The sequence below is a fragment of the Sphingopyxis microcysteis genome (assembly GCF_012274265.1).
In the GTDB taxonomy this organism is placed as follows: Bacteria; Pseudomonadota; Alphaproteobacteria; order Sphingomonadales; family Sphingomonadaceae; genus Sphingopyxis; species Sphingopyxis microcysteis.
The window spans coordinates 289,085-303,600 of sequence record NZ_JAANYY010000003.1; the positions used below are offsets into that span (position 1 = coordinate 289,085).

General features: G+C 65.1%; 15 protein-coding genes. 14 read left to right on the forward strand and 1 reads right to left on the reverse strand.

Features of this window, described 5'->3' with window-relative positions; translation table 11 throughout:
• Positions 1–51: 51 nt before the first annotated feature.
• The 4 genes from G9408_RS09125 to G9408_RS09140 all read left to right on the forward strand — a co-directional run bounded on the left by G9408_RS09125 (position 52) and on the right by G9408_RS09140 (position 3,247).
• Positions 52–1,449: a S41 family peptidase gene (locus tag G9408_RS09125; RefSeq protein WP_168453713.1), complete on the forward strand. Its 1,398-nt coding sequence runs from the start codon at positions 52–54 to the stop codon at positions 1,447–1,449.
• Positions 1,450–1,567: 118 nt separating this feature from the next.
• Entirely contained in the window at positions 1,568–2,050 is a 483-nt protein-coding gene (locus tag G9408_RS09130; protein ID WP_168453714.1) for a disulfide bond formation protein B, read from the forward strand.
• On the forward strand, positions 2,047–2,562 hold the full coding sequence (locus tag G9408_RS09135) for a demethoxyubiquinone hydroxylase family protein (protein WP_168453715.1): 516 nt from the start codon (positions 2,047–2,049) through the stop codon (positions 2,560–2,562). Before G9408_RS09130 ends, G9408_RS09135 begins: the two co-directional genes overlap by 4 nt.
• An 82-nt stretch (positions 2,563–2,644) precedes the next feature.
• Positions 2,645–3,247 (forward strand): hypothetical protein, encoded by a 603-nt coding sequence (locus G9408_RS09140; RefSeq protein WP_120218042.1) that lies wholly within the window; start codon positions 2,645–2,647, stop codon positions 3,245–3,247.
• Positions 3,248–3,349: 102 nt separating this feature from the next.
• Here the strand turns inward: G9408_RS09140 and G9408_RS09145 are convergent, their stop codons facing one another.
• Positions 3,350–5,287 carry a S9 family peptidase gene (locus G9408_RS09145; RefSeq protein WP_168453716.1) on the reverse strand — a complete coding sequence of 646 codons (1,938 nt, stop codon included), beginning with the start codon at positions 5,285–5,287 and terminating at the stop codon, positions 3,350–3,352.
• Positions 5,288–5,683: 396 nt separating this feature from the next.
• On the opposite strand from G9408_RS09145, the gene G9408_RS09150 reads away from it, so the two are divergent.
• The 10 genes from G9408_RS09150 to G9408_RS09195 all read left to right on the forward strand — a co-directional run bounded on the left by G9408_RS09150 (position 5,684) and on the right by G9408_RS09195 (position 14,386).
• Complete coding sequence (locus tag G9408_RS09150) at positions 5,684–6,004, forward strand: hypothetical protein (protein ID WP_232014792.1); 321 nt, start codon at positions 5,684–5,686, stop codon at positions 6,002–6,004.
• Between the two features lie 51 nt (positions 6,005–6,055).
• Positions 6,056–7,399, forward strand: coding sequence for a TldD/PmbA family protein (locus tag G9408_RS09155; RefSeq protein ID WP_168453717.1), 1,344 nt, complete (start codon positions 6,056–6,058; stop codon positions 7,397–7,399).
• A 13-nt stretch (positions 7,400–7,412) separates the two neighbouring features.
• Complete coding sequence (locus G9408_RS09160) at positions 7,413–8,204, forward strand: inositol monophosphatase family protein (RefSeq protein WP_168453718.1); 792 nt, start codon at positions 7,413–7,415, stop codon at positions 8,202–8,204.
• 220 nt (positions 8,205–8,424) lie between these two features.
• Positions 8,425–8,793, forward strand: coding sequence for a 30S ribosomal protein S13 (gene rpsM / locus G9408_RS09165; protein WP_120215360.1), 369 nt, complete (start codon positions 8,425–8,427; stop codon positions 8,791–8,793).
• 101 nt (positions 8,794–8,894) lie between these two features.
• Positions 8,895–9,284: a 30S ribosomal protein S11 gene (gene rpsK, locus G9408_RS09170; RefSeq protein ID WP_003040416.1), complete on the forward strand. Its 390-nt coding sequence runs from the start codon at positions 8,895–8,897 to the stop codon at positions 9,282–9,284.
• Positions 9,285–9,390: 106 nt separating this feature from the next.
• The gene (locus G9408_RS09175) at positions 9,391–10,449 is read left to right on the forward strand and encodes a DNA-directed RNA polymerase subunit alpha (protein WP_120215359.1); all 1,059 of its coding nucleotides are present in this window, start codon (positions 9,391–9,393) and stop codon (positions 10,447–10,449) included.
• A gap of 213 nt (positions 10,450–10,662) precedes the next feature.
• Positions 10,663–11,085, forward strand: a complete 423-nt coding sequence (rplQ, locus tag G9408_RS09180) for a 50S ribosomal protein L17 (protein ID WP_120215358.1) — start codon at positions 10,663–10,665, stop codon at positions 11,083–11,085.
• Between the two features lie 154 nt (positions 11,086–11,239).
• Positions 11,240–11,617 (forward strand): helix-turn-helix domain-containing protein, encoded by a 378-nt coding sequence (locus G9408_RS09185; RefSeq protein WP_168453719.1) that lies wholly within the window; start codon positions 11,240–11,242, stop codon positions 11,615–11,617.
• A 118-nt stretch (positions 11,618–11,735) separates the two neighbouring features.
• Positions 11,736–13,898 carry a prolyl oligopeptidase family serine peptidase gene (locus tag G9408_RS09190; protein WP_210423302.1) on the forward strand — a complete coding sequence of 721 codons (2,163 nt, stop codon included), beginning with the start codon at positions 11,736–11,738 and terminating at the stop codon, positions 13,896–13,898.
• Positions 13,898–14,386 carry a GAF domain-containing protein gene (locus tag G9408_RS09195; RefSeq protein ID WP_235957662.1) on the forward strand — a complete coding sequence of 163 codons (489 nt, stop codon included), beginning with the start codon at positions 13,898–13,900 and terminating at the stop codon, positions 14,384–14,386. The genes G9408_RS09190 and G9408_RS09195 overlap by 1 nt, the downstream gene beginning before the upstream one ends.
• Positions 14,387–14,516 lie beyond the last annotated feature (130 nt).

A 14,516-nucleotide genomic window follows, 5' to 3' on the forward strand; every position in this document is an offset into this window, starting at 1 on the left:
GGCGAGCCGGGGTATATATGGCGGAAGATCCCGCCTGAGTGAAAGACGCACATGACCGACTCGACCAAGAAGCCCGCATCCTCGAAGCGCCGCTTCGCCTTGTGGCAGGGCGCCGCCGCGCTCTCGACGCTGGCGCTGGTACCGCTCGCGACCGGCGCGATGGCGAGCGTCGACAGCAAGACGCAGGAAGAAATCTCGCGCTTCATGGACGTCTATCTGGAAGTCAAATCCAACTATGTCGAACCGGTCGACGATTCAAAACTGATCGAGGGCGCGATCAACGGTATGCTCGCGAGCCTGGATCCGCATTCGGGCTATCTCGACGCGCGCGGCTTTTCGAACCTGCGCACCCAGACCGATGGCGAATATGGCGGGCTGGGCCTGTCGGTGACGATGGAAGACGGCGTCGTGAAGGTCATCGCGCCGACCGCCGACACGCCCGCCGACAAGGCAGGGATCAAGTCGGGCGACTATATCACCCACATCAACAAGGAACTGATCTTTGGCCTGACGCTCGACGAGGCGGTCGATCAGATGCGCGGACGTCCGGGAACCAAGATCGACGTCACGATCGTTCGCGAGGGCCAGGACAAGCCGATCGAAATGTCGCTGACGCGCGAGATCATCGACCTGAAACCCGTCAAATGGGAAGTCAGCGGCGACGTTGGCGTGCTGACCGTAACCAGCTTCTCCGCCGACGCGACCACCGACATGCGCGCGGCGATGATGGCGGTCGAAAAATCGCTGGGCAAGAAACCGCGCGGCTGGATCGTCGACCTGCGCTCGAACCCCGGCGGGCTGCTCGATGAGGCGGTCGGCATCAGCGACCTGTTCCTCGAACGCGGCGAAATCGTGTCGCAGCGCGGCCGGCGCAAGGGCGACATCGAACGCTTCTTCGCCGAACCCGGCGACCTGGCGGGCGGCGCGCCGGTGGTTGTGCTGATCGACTCGGGCTCGGCCTCGGCCTCTGAAATCGTTGCCGGGGCGCTGCAGGATCAGCACCGCGCGATCGTCATGGGCGAACGCAGCTTTGGCAAGGGGTCGGTGCAGACGGTGCTGCCGCTGAGCGACACGACCGCACTGCGGCTGACCACCGCGCGCTATTACACCCCATCGGGGCGCAGCGTGCAGGAGGGCGGCATCGAACCCGACATCCGGGTGCCGCAGATTTCTGACCCCGATTATGCGTCGCGGCCGAAGTTCCGCGAAAGCGATCTGCGCCGCCACCTGATCAACGAGAAAAAGGTCGACGACGGGCTGATCGAAAAGGACGAAAAGGCCGATCCGCGGTTCACGGCGACCGCCGCCGAGTTGAAGGCCAAGGGGATCGAGGATTTCCAGCTGCACTATGCGTTGCAGACGATCGGGCGGATCAGCCCGGCCGCGCCGCGCATGGCGCAGAGCAGCAAGCCACCGGTCAAGCCCGCCAAGCCCACCGCGCGCAACTGAGCCACGGTTTTTCTCTCCGTCATCCCGGCGAAGGCCGGGATCTTACCCTCGCGTCCCATCGCAACGGCGAGATCCCGGCCTTCGCCGGGATGACGGTTAAATTGCAGGATAGTTTTTGATGCTTCAATCGCGGATTTCTGCTCCCCTCGTCGCATTTCTCGCGCCGCTCCTGCTCTATGGCGGCGCGCTGGTGTCGCAGTTCGGCTTTGGCCTGCACCCGTGCGAAATGTGTTACTGGCAGCGTTGGCCGCATCAGGCGGCGATCGTGCTCGCGCTGCTCGCGCTGTTGCTGCGCGCCAATGACAAGGCGATGCGTAGCCTGACGCTGCTCGCCGCGCTTGCGATCGCGATCAGCGGCGTCATCGGCATCTACCACGCGGGGGTCGAATATGGCTTTTGGGAGGGGCTGACCACCTGCGCGACCGGCGGCGGCGGCCCGGTGTCGCTCGATGCGATCATGAACGCGCCGCTGATCCGCTGCGACACCGCACAATGGACGCTGTTCGGGATTTCGCTCGCGGGGTTCAACGCGATCTTTTCGCTCGGCGCGGCAGCGCTCGTCTTGACCTTGCTGCGCCGAGGGATCACATCGGCCGTATGACGAGCAAGCGCACCGCATCGATGATCCGCGTCGATCAGGCCGGCGAATATGGCGCAACGCGCATCTATGCCGGACAGCTTGCGGTGATGGGCGACCGCCACCCGATGGCGCGCGAAATCGCGCATATGGCCGAACAGGAAGAGCGGCATCGCAAATTTTTTGATGCCATGATCGCGCGGCGCGGCGTGCGCCCGACCGCGCTCCAGCCCTTCTGGAACGTCGCGGGGTTCGCACTCGGCGCGGTCACCGCCGCGATGGGTCCGCGCGCCGCGATGGCCTGCACTGCCGCGGTCGAGACCGAAATCGATCGCCATTACCGCGACCAGCTGGATGAACTGGACGACAGCGACCCCGAACTCAGCGCTGCGGTGGCCGATTTCCGCGCCGAGGAACTCGAGCATAAGGAGGCCGCGCTGGCCGCGGGCGCCGAAAGCGCGCCGGGTTATCCGGTGCTGAGCCTCGCGATCCGCGCCGGATGCCGCGCAGCCATCGCGCTGTCGAAGCGTATCTGATAGATTGGCGGCTCGGCATTCGTTCATGGCGGATGCAGGGTCGCAGTGCCAAGCCACGCCCGAGCAGACGAAGGAAAATCCGATGAGCCGCCTCCCCCTTTTCGCCCTGGTCATCGCCGGTAGCGCGCTGTCGGTACCCGTCGCAGCGCAGCAGACGGTCGACGGTGAGAAGGTCAATCAGGTTGTCGTCTATGGCGACGATCAATGCCCCAAGGGCGCACCCGACGAAATCCTGGTCTGCGCAAAATTGCCCGAAGGCGAGCGCTACCGCGTTCCCGAGATGCTGCGCGGCAACCCGCTCGACGTGCGCAACGAGGCGTGGGCGAACAAGGTCGTCGCGGTCGAGCGCATCGGTCGCTTCGGCACCGACAGCTGCTCGCCGACCGGGCTGGGCGGCTTCACCGGCTGTACGCAGGCGCTGGTCGCGGGTGCCAAGGCCGAGCGCCAGGCCGCCGACAAGACCGACTGGCAGGCGATGATCGCCGACGAACGCGCCAAGCGTCTGGCGGGGATCGATTCGGCAGCCGCCGACGTCGAGGCCGCGGTGGTCGCCGAGGAACGCGCGCTCGCCGAGCGCCAGAAGGCCGCCGAGGAGCTGGAACGGCAGGCCAGCGGTCAGGCGCCGATGCCGACGGCGCCCGATGAAGCCGACGCCGAGCCGCTGCCGGTTCCGCCGCAGGGTTGATTAAACGTCGCCCCCGCGAAGGCTGGGGCCGCAGTCGGTTTGCACCGCGACCAACCGCAGGACCGTCAGCGGCCCCCGCCTTCGCGGGGGCGACGGACCAACTCAGTTCAGCAAATATTGCTTCCAGAACAGCAGCGACGTCCAGAAATTATAGTCGGCATTTTCCTTCTTGGCGAAGCCATGGCCTTCGTTGGTCCCGACGAGATGCCAAGCCGTGCCGCCGTTCTTGCGCACCGCCGCGACGATCTGGTCGGCCTCTGACGCCGGGACGCGCGGGTCGTTGGCGCCGGTGACGACGAACAGCGGCTTCTTGATATCGGCAACGCGCGTCAGCGGGGAGATTTCCATCAGCTTCTTGCGCTGCACCGGATCGCGTTCGTCGCCATATTCGACGCGGCGGAGGTCGCGGCGGTAATCCTGGGTGTTTTCCAGGAAGGTGACAAAGTTCGAAATCGCGACGACACAGAGGTTGGCGCGCAGCTTGGCGGCATATTGGGTCGCGGCCGCATAGCACATATAGCCGCCATAGCTGCCGCCGGTCAGGCCGAAGCGCGCCCCGTCGAGCGTCTTGTCTTTCGCCAGCGCATCGAGGAACGCGCCCATGTCCTTGACGCTGTCCTCGCGCTTGAAGGGGCCGTTGTCGAGGCTGACGAAGGTCTTGCCATAGCCGGTCGAGCCGCGGACGTTGGGATAGAAAAGCGCGATACCCATTTCATTGAGCAGATAATTGCTGCGCCCCATGAACCCCGGGCGCGACTGGCCCTCGGGCCCACCGTGGACGTTCATGATCAGCGGCCGCTTGCCGGGGAATTTCGCCGGGTCGGGGCGATAGAGGAAGCCCGATACCTCGAGCCCGTCGAAGCTTTTGACCTTCACCAATTCGGGCTCGACATTCTTCGTCACGTCAAGCCCGCCCGTCTCGCTTTCGGTCCAGCGCGTTACCGCCAGCGTTTTGGGATCGACGCTGAACGCATCGGCGGCGCTGCGCGCCGAGGTGAAGGTGATGCCGATCTCGCCCCACGGCGCAATCCTGAGGCCGCCGATGATCCCCGCGGGCAGGCCATCGACGGTGCGCACCGCGCCGGTCCCGGGATCGAGCAGCCGCAGTTTCGACGTACCGGCTTCGTTCACGACATAGGCGATAAAGCTGCCGTCTTCGGCGATGTCGAACGTGTCGACATCCCATTTCTCGGCGGGTCCTTTCGGGGTAAATTTGCCCGTCGCGGGATCGAGCGTGCCGAGCCGCTGGAAATCGCTGCCCTCGTCGCTGGTCATCCAGATCGTGCCGTCCGGCGCAAAACTCGCGCCGCCAAGCGCCACCGTCTTGCCATGGTCACCGATCGCGGTCATCGCGCCGCTGGCGAGGTCGAGCCGGAACAGGTCCGATTTCTGGACCGAGGTGTATTTGCCGACCAAGGCCCAGCTTTTGTCGGGGGCGAAATCGACCAGCCGCCAGCCGCCGCCTTCAACCTGCGCCACCATCCGCCGCGATTTGGGATCGCGCGGATCCATGACATAAATGTCGCTGTCGCGGCCGTTGCGCAACGTCGAGGTAAAGGCGACGAGCTGGCCGTCCTTGCTCCACGCGTTAAGCCCGTTGCGGCTCTTGCCGTCGGTCAGCAGCTCGAGCCGCCCGTCCTTCATCGCATAGATCTGATAGAATTCATTGCCGCCGATGTCCTTTTGCACCAGCATCACATCGGCCTTTTGCGGCGCCCAGCTGCCCGACCCGACCGGCTCGGCCTCGAAAGTGATCTGTTTGCGCGCCCCCATCGGCATCGCGACGCGGTGGAGCTGCGCGGTGTTGCCAAAGCGGGTGGCGATCAGCATCGATTTGTCGACGGGGTTCCAGCCGGCGAAGCCCGCGCCGCGATTTTCCATGTACGGCCGCGTCGCCGCCGCCAGTTCGGCAGGGACTTCGGGCACCCCGTCGGCGATCAGCGCCGCAGGCTTGGGTTCGACTGCGGGCTTGTCGCCCTCGGCCGCCGCAGCGGACGCGACCGGCAGGGTCAGGGCGGCGAGTAAGGCCAGATAACGCATGATGATTTTCCCCGTGTTGCAGTACAGCAGAACGACTGGAACTAGACGCTATCAACGTCGCGGGCGGATGCAAGGCTTCGACCAACCGCCCGCCGCCTTCGACCACCGCCAGTCGTATTTCGCGGTCGGCTCATCGGTGTCGACACGGCCCATCGCACGAAAATTGCAATATTTTGGGCGATCCGGCGCGATTTGGTTGCGAATCCGGGGTGAAGCGAGCGGAATTGTTAACGAATCGGTGCCAACCTGTCTTGACTCGGGAATATTGGGCTGAAATCGTGGCGTTTCTGGGAATCGCCAGCCTAAGGGGGCTGAAAAATGGCATCAGCATTCGGACCGCGCCTGTGGCGGCGCTCGACACATAGTGTGCCGGCAGCGCGAAGTCTCGGTCGCCGAATGACCTGGCACGCCGCGACCGCGCTGGTCGCATTCGCCGCATTGCAGATCTGGCTGGTGTCGAGTGCGATCGCCGCGGGCGCCTCATCGATGCTGATTTTTGCGGCGCTGATCATTTTGCTGGCGCTTGCCGTTCCCGTCGCGCGTTCGACCGAACGCCGCTGGTATCACCTCAGCCGCCAGGCGCTCGCCAGCTGGGGGCTGCACGCGCGCTTTCGCCGCGACGTCCGCCGCCTGTGGGTTGCGGCGCTGACGCTGCCCTTTTTGTGGGTCAGCGGCGCGATGGCCGCCACCGACGCAATCGCCGCGATCATCAAGTAAACACCGGCAGCCAGGTTTGACGCCCTGCCGCCCGCCGTATAGGGCGCGGCAATGCTGACCGTTTCCGAAGCCCTCGACCGCGCGCAGATGCTCTGCGACGCCGCCGCCAAGGCGGGCGCCGATGCCGCCGACGCACTTTATTATTGCAACGCAGCCACCTCGGTGTCGATGCGGCTGGGCGCGCTCGAGGATGTCGAGCGGTCGGAGGGGCAGGATATTTCGCTGCGCGTCTTCGTCGGCCAGCGCAGCGCCAGCGTGTCGACCGCCGACATGGATGCGGGCGAGCTGACCAAATTGGTCGAACGCTGCGTCGCGATGGCGCGCGAGGCGCCCGAAGATCCCTATGCGGGGCTCGCACCCGAAGAATTGTTGTTCAAAGGCCCGGTTCCCGACCTCGACCTGGACGACGGCAGCGAAGCCGATCCCGCTGCGCTGCGCGAAGCCGCGCTCGCGGCCGAGGAAGCCGCGCGCGCGGTCGCGGGGGTGACCAACAGCGAAGGCGGCAGCGCGAGCCACAGCCGCACCCGCTTCGCGCTCGCGACGAGCCACGGCTTTGCCGGGGGTTACGGGTCGAGCGGCCACAGCCTGTCGGCGAGCGTCATCGCGGGCGAAGGCGCCGCGATGCAGCGCGATTATGGCTGGCACAGCGCGCATCATCTGTCCGACCTTGAAAGCGCCGCCGAGATCGGCGCGCGCGCCGGAACACGCGCCGTCGCCCGGCTGAACCCCGGCAAGGCGCCCACCGGAAAACTGCCCGTCATCCTCGATCCGCGCGTCAGCGGCGGCATCGTCGGCCATTTGCTCGGCGCAATCGCCGGTCCCGCGATCGCGCGCGGCACGAGTTTCCTGCTCGGCAAGGAAGATCGCGCGCTGTTCGATCGCAGCATCGTGATCCGCGACGAACCGCACCGCCTGCGCGGGCTGCGCAGCCGCGCCTTTGACGGCGAAGGCCTACCGACCGCGGCGCGCAATCTGGTGGCCGACGGCAAGATCACCGGCTGGCTGCTCGATACCGCATCGGCCAAGCAGCTCGGGCTGACCCCGACCGGCCACGCCAGCCGCGGCGGCGGCGCGTCGGGCGTGGGCGCGAGCAACCTGCATCTCGCCGCCGGCAGCGTGACGCCCGCCGCGCTGATGGAAGGGATCGCCGACGGCGTCTATATTACCGAATTGATCGGACATGGCGTCAATCCGGTGACGGGCGACTACAGCCGCGGCGCGTCAGGTTTCCTGATCAAGGACGGCGTCATCGCCGGACCGATCGCCGAATTCACCATCGCGGGGAATCTGATCGATATGTTCGCGGCGCTGGTGCCCGCTAACGACCTCGAGTTCCGCCATGGCATCAACGCGCCGACGCTGCGCATCGACGGCATGACCGTCGCGTCGAGCTGAGGTTCCGCAGCCGATGCCGGGCCGCAACCTTGAAGCCGCGATCGCCGCGACACGCGAGGTCGGCGACATGGCGATGGCGCGGTGGCGCGGCGAAGGCAAAGCGGTCAATGTCTGGCACAAATCGCACGACAATCCGGTCAGCGACGTCGATCTGGCGGTCGATGCGCGGCTGAAAGCCGTGCTCGGCGCCATGGTGCCCGAAGCCGGATGGCTGTCCGAAGAAACCGCCGACAATGCCGACCGGCTGGCGCGCCGCGCAATGTGGTGCGTCGACCCGATCGACGGCACCCGCGATTTCATCCGCGGTCGTCCCGGCTGGTGCGTGTCGGTCGCGCTGGTGCTCGACGGGACACCGGAGTTCGGCATCCTCTATGCCCCGGCGCTCGACGAATTATGGGTGGCGCAGCGTGGCCAGGGCGCGCAGCTCAATGGCGAGCCACTGTCCGCCAGTCAGCGCACGGCCTTCGCCGGATCGCGGGTTCCCGCCGATGCGCTGCCCAAGGTCGACAGCGATCTGGTGATCGTGACCAAGCCGAACAGCATCGCGCTGCGCATGGCGCTGGTCGCGGACGACCGCGCCGATCTGGTCGCCACCTTGCGCTGGGGCTTCGAATGGGACGTCGCCGCCGCCGCGCTGATTGCGGCCGAAGCCGGGGCGACGGTGACCGACGCGTTCGGCGCGCCCCTGATCTTCAACACGCCGCGCGCGCAGGCCTTTGGTGTCATCGCTTGCGCGCCGGGAATTCACGCCGCTGTCGTCGACCGGTTGCACGATCGCGCGGTGGCCCTTACATCGTCGCCATAGCGATGCTCCCCGCCGCGCAGCGATGCAGCGGATCAAGCGCAACCCGCCGCAGTTCGCTTGACTTTCGGCACGACTCACCCTAACTGCGCCTGCATTCCGACAACATAACCGGACGGCGAAGCGCGGCTGCGTATTCGTGGTCCGTTTTTTGTGTTGGAAATCAGACGCTTTGAGATGGGGCCGTTTGCCTGCGGCCCTGTGGAGCAGGAGAAAGTTACCAATGGCACGTATCGCGGGCGTCAACCTGCCCACCAACAAGCGCGTGATCATCGCGCTCACCTACATCCACGGCATCGGCCGCAAGACCGCCGTCGACATCGCCAACAAGCTTGGCATCGACCACAGCCGCCGCGTTCAGGATTTGTCGGACGCCGAAGTGCTCCAGATCCGCGAAACGCTCGACGCCGACCACACGGTCGAGGGTGACCTTCGCCGCAACACGGCGATGAACATCAAGCGCCTGATGGACCTCGCCTGCTACCGCGGCCTGCGTCATCGCAAGGGCCTGCCGGTCCGCGGCCAGCGCACGCACACCAATGCGCGCACCCGCAAGGGCAAGGCCAAGGCGATCGCCGGTAAGAAGAAATAAGGTTCGAGCGCGTCCCACCGGGCGCGCTTCCTTATTTCCCCTGCCGGGGCAGCGGCGCATCGCCCGCCACCGGCCATTCAGGATTAGGTTAGGAATATATCATGGCTCGTGAACCGCAGCGCCTTCGTCGGCGCGAACGCAAGAACATCTCGTCGGGTGTGGCCCACGTCAACGCGACCTTCAACAACACGATGATCACCATCACCGACGCCCAGGGCAATGCGATTGCCTGGTCGAGCGCCGGTATGATGGGCTTCAAGGGCAGCCGCAAGTCGACCCCTTACGCCGCGCAGGTGTGCGCCGAAGACGCCGGCAAGAAGGCCGCCGAACATGGCGTCCGCACGCTGGAAGTCGAAGTCAAGGGTCCGGGCGCCGGTCGTGAGTCGGCGCTGCGCGCGCTGCAGGCGGTCGGTTTCCACATCACCTCGATCCGCGACGTGACCCCGATCCCGCACAATGGCGTCCGCCCGGCCAAGCGCCGCCGCGTCTGATGCCTGCTTCGGATGCGCCCCATTCCGGGGCGGCATCCGCTAAACTCCTAACGCCGGACAAATTGGTCGACCCCCAATTCGTCCCGCCAAAAGCAAAGGGAAGACCATGACTGTCAATATCCGGAACTGGCAGGAATTGAAGAAGCCCAGCAACCTGGAAATCAAGGCTGGCAGCGACGGCAAGCGTAAGGCGACCTTCGTCGCCGAACCGCTCGAGCGCGGTTTCGGCCTGACGCTCGGCAACGCGCTGCGCCGCGTGCTGCTCTCGTCGCTTCAGGGTGCGGCTATCACGTCGATCAAGATCGAGAATGTGCTCCACGAATTCTCGAGCCTGGCCGGCGTGCGCGAAGACGTCACCGACATCGTGCTGAACGTCAAGCAGATCGCGCTCAAGATGGAAGGCGAAGGCCCGAAGCGGCTCCAGCTGTCGGCGACCGGTCCCGCGACCGTCAAGGCCGGCGACATCATGGTGTCGGGCGACATCAAGGTGATGAACCCGAACCACGTCATCTGCCACCTCGACGATGGCGCGACGCTGAACATGGAACTCGTTGCCGACACCGGCAAGGGCTATGTTCCCGCGACCGCCAACCGTCCGGTCGACGCGCCGATCGGCCTCATTCCGGTCGACTCGCTCTACTCGCCCGTGCGCCAGGTCGCCTATAAGGTCGACAATGCCCGCATCGGTCAGGAACTGGACTATGACAAGCTGAACCTGACCGTCGAAACCGACGGCACGGTCACCCCCGAAGACGCCGTCGCCTACGCCGCGCGCATCCTTCAGGACCAGCTGCAGGTCTTCGTCCACTTCGAAGAAGCGATGAACGACAGCGGCATGATCGGCATGGCGGCACCGTCGACCACCGCCGATGAATCGGACGTCAACCAGCTCAACCGCTTCCTGCTGAAGAAGGTCGACGAGCTGGAACTGTCGGTCCGTTCGGCCAACTGCCTGAAGAACGACAACATCATCTATATCGGCGACCTGGTTCAGAAGACCGAAGCCGAAATGCTTCGCACGCCGAACTTCGGCCGCAAATCCTTGAACGAAATCAAGGAAGTGCTGTCGTCGATGGGTCTGCGCCTCGGCATGGACATCCCCGGCTGGCCGCCGGAGAATATCGAGGAAATGGCCAAGAAGCTCGAACAGGAGCTGCTGGGTTAAAATCCTCCCCGCTTGCGGGGAGGTGGCAGCCCGCAGTGCTGACGGAGGGGGGTGTCGGCATAGCGCCGCGCTCGAACGAGAGCCCCCTCCACCACCGCTTCGCGGCGGTCCCCCTCCCCGTTCCGGGGAGGATCAAACGGGAATGGGTCGGCCCGCAATCGACCTGGCTTGGGGTACCTAAAACGGCCCCTCTGACAAACGAAGGAAGAAATCATGCGTCATAAATCAGGTGGCCGGAAGCTGCAGCGCACCAGCGCGCATCGTACCGCAATGTTCCGCAACATGTCGGCCTCGCTCATCAAGCATGAGCAGATCACGACGACCGTCGCCAAGGCGAAGGAACTGCGTCCCTATGTCGAAAAGCTGATCACGCTGGCAAAGCGTGGCGGTTTGGCCAATCGTCGCCTCGCGATGAGCCGCCTGATGGACGATACCCAGCTGGTCAAGCTGTTCGACGTGCTGGCCGAGCGTTACAAGGACCGCAACGGCGGCTATGCGCGCATCATCAAGGCCGGTATCCGCGCCAGCGACGCCGCCCCGATGGCCGTCATCGAACTCGTCGATCGCGACGTCGACGCCAAGGGCCAGGATTCGGGCCCGGTCGATCAGTATGACGAGGATATGGCGGAAGCCTGAGCCTCGATCCGAGCGACACAAGATCAAGGGCGGCGTCCGCAAGGATTGCCGCCCTTTTTGCGCGCACCGTCCGCCTTGCCGTCGGCGCGGCGGCCGGTGTACTCGCACATTTTTGCGCCGCCCATCGGCTAGTCGCTGGTGTATCGTCCGCCAGATGGCCAGGGAAAATGACGTCCGTCCGGCGCCCGGTGCTCGGTCGGCAACCGACGTTCAGCAGGATAGGCGCCCGGGCAGCGAAAGCTTTGGCGCCCGCCTGCGCCGCCTGCGCGTCACCCGCCGTCTCAGCCAACAGCAGCTCGCCGCCCATCTCGGCGTCAGCGTTCCCGCCATATCGGCGTGGGAAAAGGACCGCACCCGGCCGCGGCATGGTCGCATCGAGGCGCTGGGCGCACTGCTCGATGTGTCGACCGCCGAGCTGCTGGGCACCGACGGCGGCGAATTTTCGCTCGACATGCTCGCCGAAAGCCGCGCCCATATTGCGCGCGTCGTCGGCACCACCCCCGACAAGGTCCGCATCCTGATCGAATTCTGAATCCGCCGCGGCAACGGCTGGTGGCTAAAATAGGTCCGGAATCCGCTTGCCCCCGGGTTTCGCATCCTTACATATCGGCGCACGATAATTTCCCCCGGATCATGAGGATCGCCTTGCCATGTCCCGTAAAAGCCTGTTCGCGCCGCTGGCGCTGGTTGCCCTGTCGATGACCCCCGCAGCACTTCACGCGGCCGAAGCCGCCGCGGCATCGGCCACGGTGCCCGCGCTGACCTATCCGGACACAGCCCGCGGCGACACCGTCGATCCGCAGTTCGGGGTCGATGTCGCCGATCCCTATCGCTGGCTGGAGGATGATGTCCGCGTCAACCCAAAGGTCGCCGACTGGGTCGCGGCGCAGAACAAGGTCACCGACGCCTATCTCGCCACGCTGCCCGGCCGCGATGCGTTCAAGAAACGCATGACCGAGCTGTATAATTACGAGCGCTTCGGTCTGCCGACCAAGGCCGGAGGCCGCTATTTCTACACGCGCAACGACGGTTTGCAGCCGCAGTCGGTGCTGTATGTCCGCGAAGGGTTGAGGGGCGAAGGCCGGGTGCTGATCGACCCGAACCTGTGGGCCAAGGACGGCGCGACCGCGCTCGCCGAGTGGAATCCGTCGGAGGATGGCAAGTATCTGCTCTATTCGGTGCAGGACGGCGGCACCGATTGGCGGATCGTTCGGGTCAAGGACGTCGCGACCGGTCAGGATCTGTCGGACGAGGTCCGCTGGGTGAAATTTTCGGCGCTCGATTGGGCCAAGGACGGCAGCGGATTCTATTATTCACGCTTCCCCGAACCCAAAGAGGGCGAAGCGTTTCAGTCGCTCAACGAGAATCACGCGGTCTATTTCCACAAGCTCGGCACCCCGCAGAGCGCCGATGTGCTGATCCATGCTACGCCCGCCAAACCCAAGCTCAACAACAGCGCGATCGTCACCGACGACGGCAAATATCTGCTGGTGTTCGGGTCCGAAGGGACCGACGCACGGCTGGGGCTGACGCTTTATCCGGTCGGCACAAAGGGAGCGGGCAAGCCGATTACGCTGGTCGATGATTTCGCGAACAACTGGGAATATGTGACCAACGAAGGGCCGCTGTTCACATTCGTCACCAACAAGGGCGCGCCGCGCGAGCGGTTGGTGTCGATGGACATCCGGCGGCCCGGCAAGCTGACCGAACTGGTCGCCGAAAGCGAGAATACGCTGGTCGGTGCGTCGCGCGTCGGCGATCGCATCATCCTGTCCTATCTGGGCGATGCGAAATCGCAGGCCGAGATGATCGCGCTCGACGGCAAAAGGATCGCGGCGATCAAGCTGGCCGACATCGGATCGGCGTCGGGCTTTGGCGGCAAGTCGAGCGATCCCGAGACCTTTTATTCTTTCTCGAGCTATGCACGCCCGACGACCATCTACCGGCTCGACACCGCGACCGGCAAAAGCGAGATTTTCGCCGAGCCCAAGCTGACCTTCAAACCCGATGATTTTACCGTCGAACAGCGTTTCTACAAGTCGAAGGACGGCACCGAAGTGCCGATGTTCGTCGTGATGAAAAAGGGGCTCGACCGCAGCAAGGGGTCGCCGACCCTGCTTTACGGTTATGGCGGCTTCAACGTATCGATGACCCCCGGCTTTTCGCCAACCCGCCTCGCCTGGGTCGACAAGGGCGGGGTGCTGGCGATCGCCAACCTGCGCGGCGGCGGCGAATATGGCAAAGCGTGGCACGACGCCGGTCGGCTCGCCAACAAGCAGAATGTGTTCGACGACTTCATTGCGGCGGGCGAATATCTGATCGCCGAAGGGATCGCCGGAAAGGGCCAGGTCGCGATCGAAGGCGGGTCGAACGGCGGGCTGCTCGTCGGCACGGTCACCAACCAGCGCCCCGACCTGTTCGCCGCGGCGCTGCCCGCGGTCGGAGTGATGGACATGCTGCGTTTCGACCGCTTCACCGCCGGGCGTTATTGGGTCGACGATTATGGCTATCCGTCGAAGGAAGCCGATTTCCGCAATCTGCTGAGCTATTCGCCCTATCACAATATCAAGGCGGGCGCCGCCTATCCCGCGGTGCTGGTGACCACCGCCGACACCGACGACCGCGTCGTGCCGGGGCACAGCTTCAAATATACCGCGCAGCTCCAGCATGCGAAGGCGGGCGACAAGCCGCACCTGATCCGCGTCGAAACCCGCGCCGGACACGGCAGCGGCAAGCCGACCGACAAGATCATCGCCGAGGCCGCCGACAAATATGCGTTCGCGGCAAAATGGACCGGGCTGGCCGTCGAGTAATGTCCTATGCGCTCGCTTTTTCCGCCACCGACCCCGCCGAACGCTGGGCGGAGGCGGGCGACGCCGCGGCGGCGCTGGTCGCGGGCGAACCCGATGGTATCGCCAATATGGCCAATGTCGCGGCGTTGATCTGGCAGGCGATCCCTGACCTCAACTGGGCCGGCTTCTACCGCTTCGACGGAGAGGAGCTGGTCCTCGGCCCGTTTCAGGGCAAGGCGGCGTGCATTCGCATCCCGCTCGACAAGGGCGTGTGCGGCGCCGCCGCGCGGCTGCGCGCGACGCAGCGCGTCGACGATGTGCACGCCTTTCCGGGCCATATCGCGTGCGACGCCGACAGCCGCAGCGAGCTGGTGGTACCCGTGATCGCAAATGATCGGCTGGTCGGGGTACTCGATCTCGACAGCCCGGTGCCGGGGCGGTTTGCAGCGGCGGATCAGGCCGGGGCCGAAGCACTGGTGGCGCGGATTGCCGGGGCGCTGGCTTCCTGAAAAGGCGCATATTGTTGTAACTGCGACTGGCTGCTTTGGGGTGGATTCCAGACGTTTCGTATTTCCGTTCGTGTCGAGCGAAGTCGAGACACGCCGACCGCTCACGCCAAGCCACGCGTATCTGACTTCG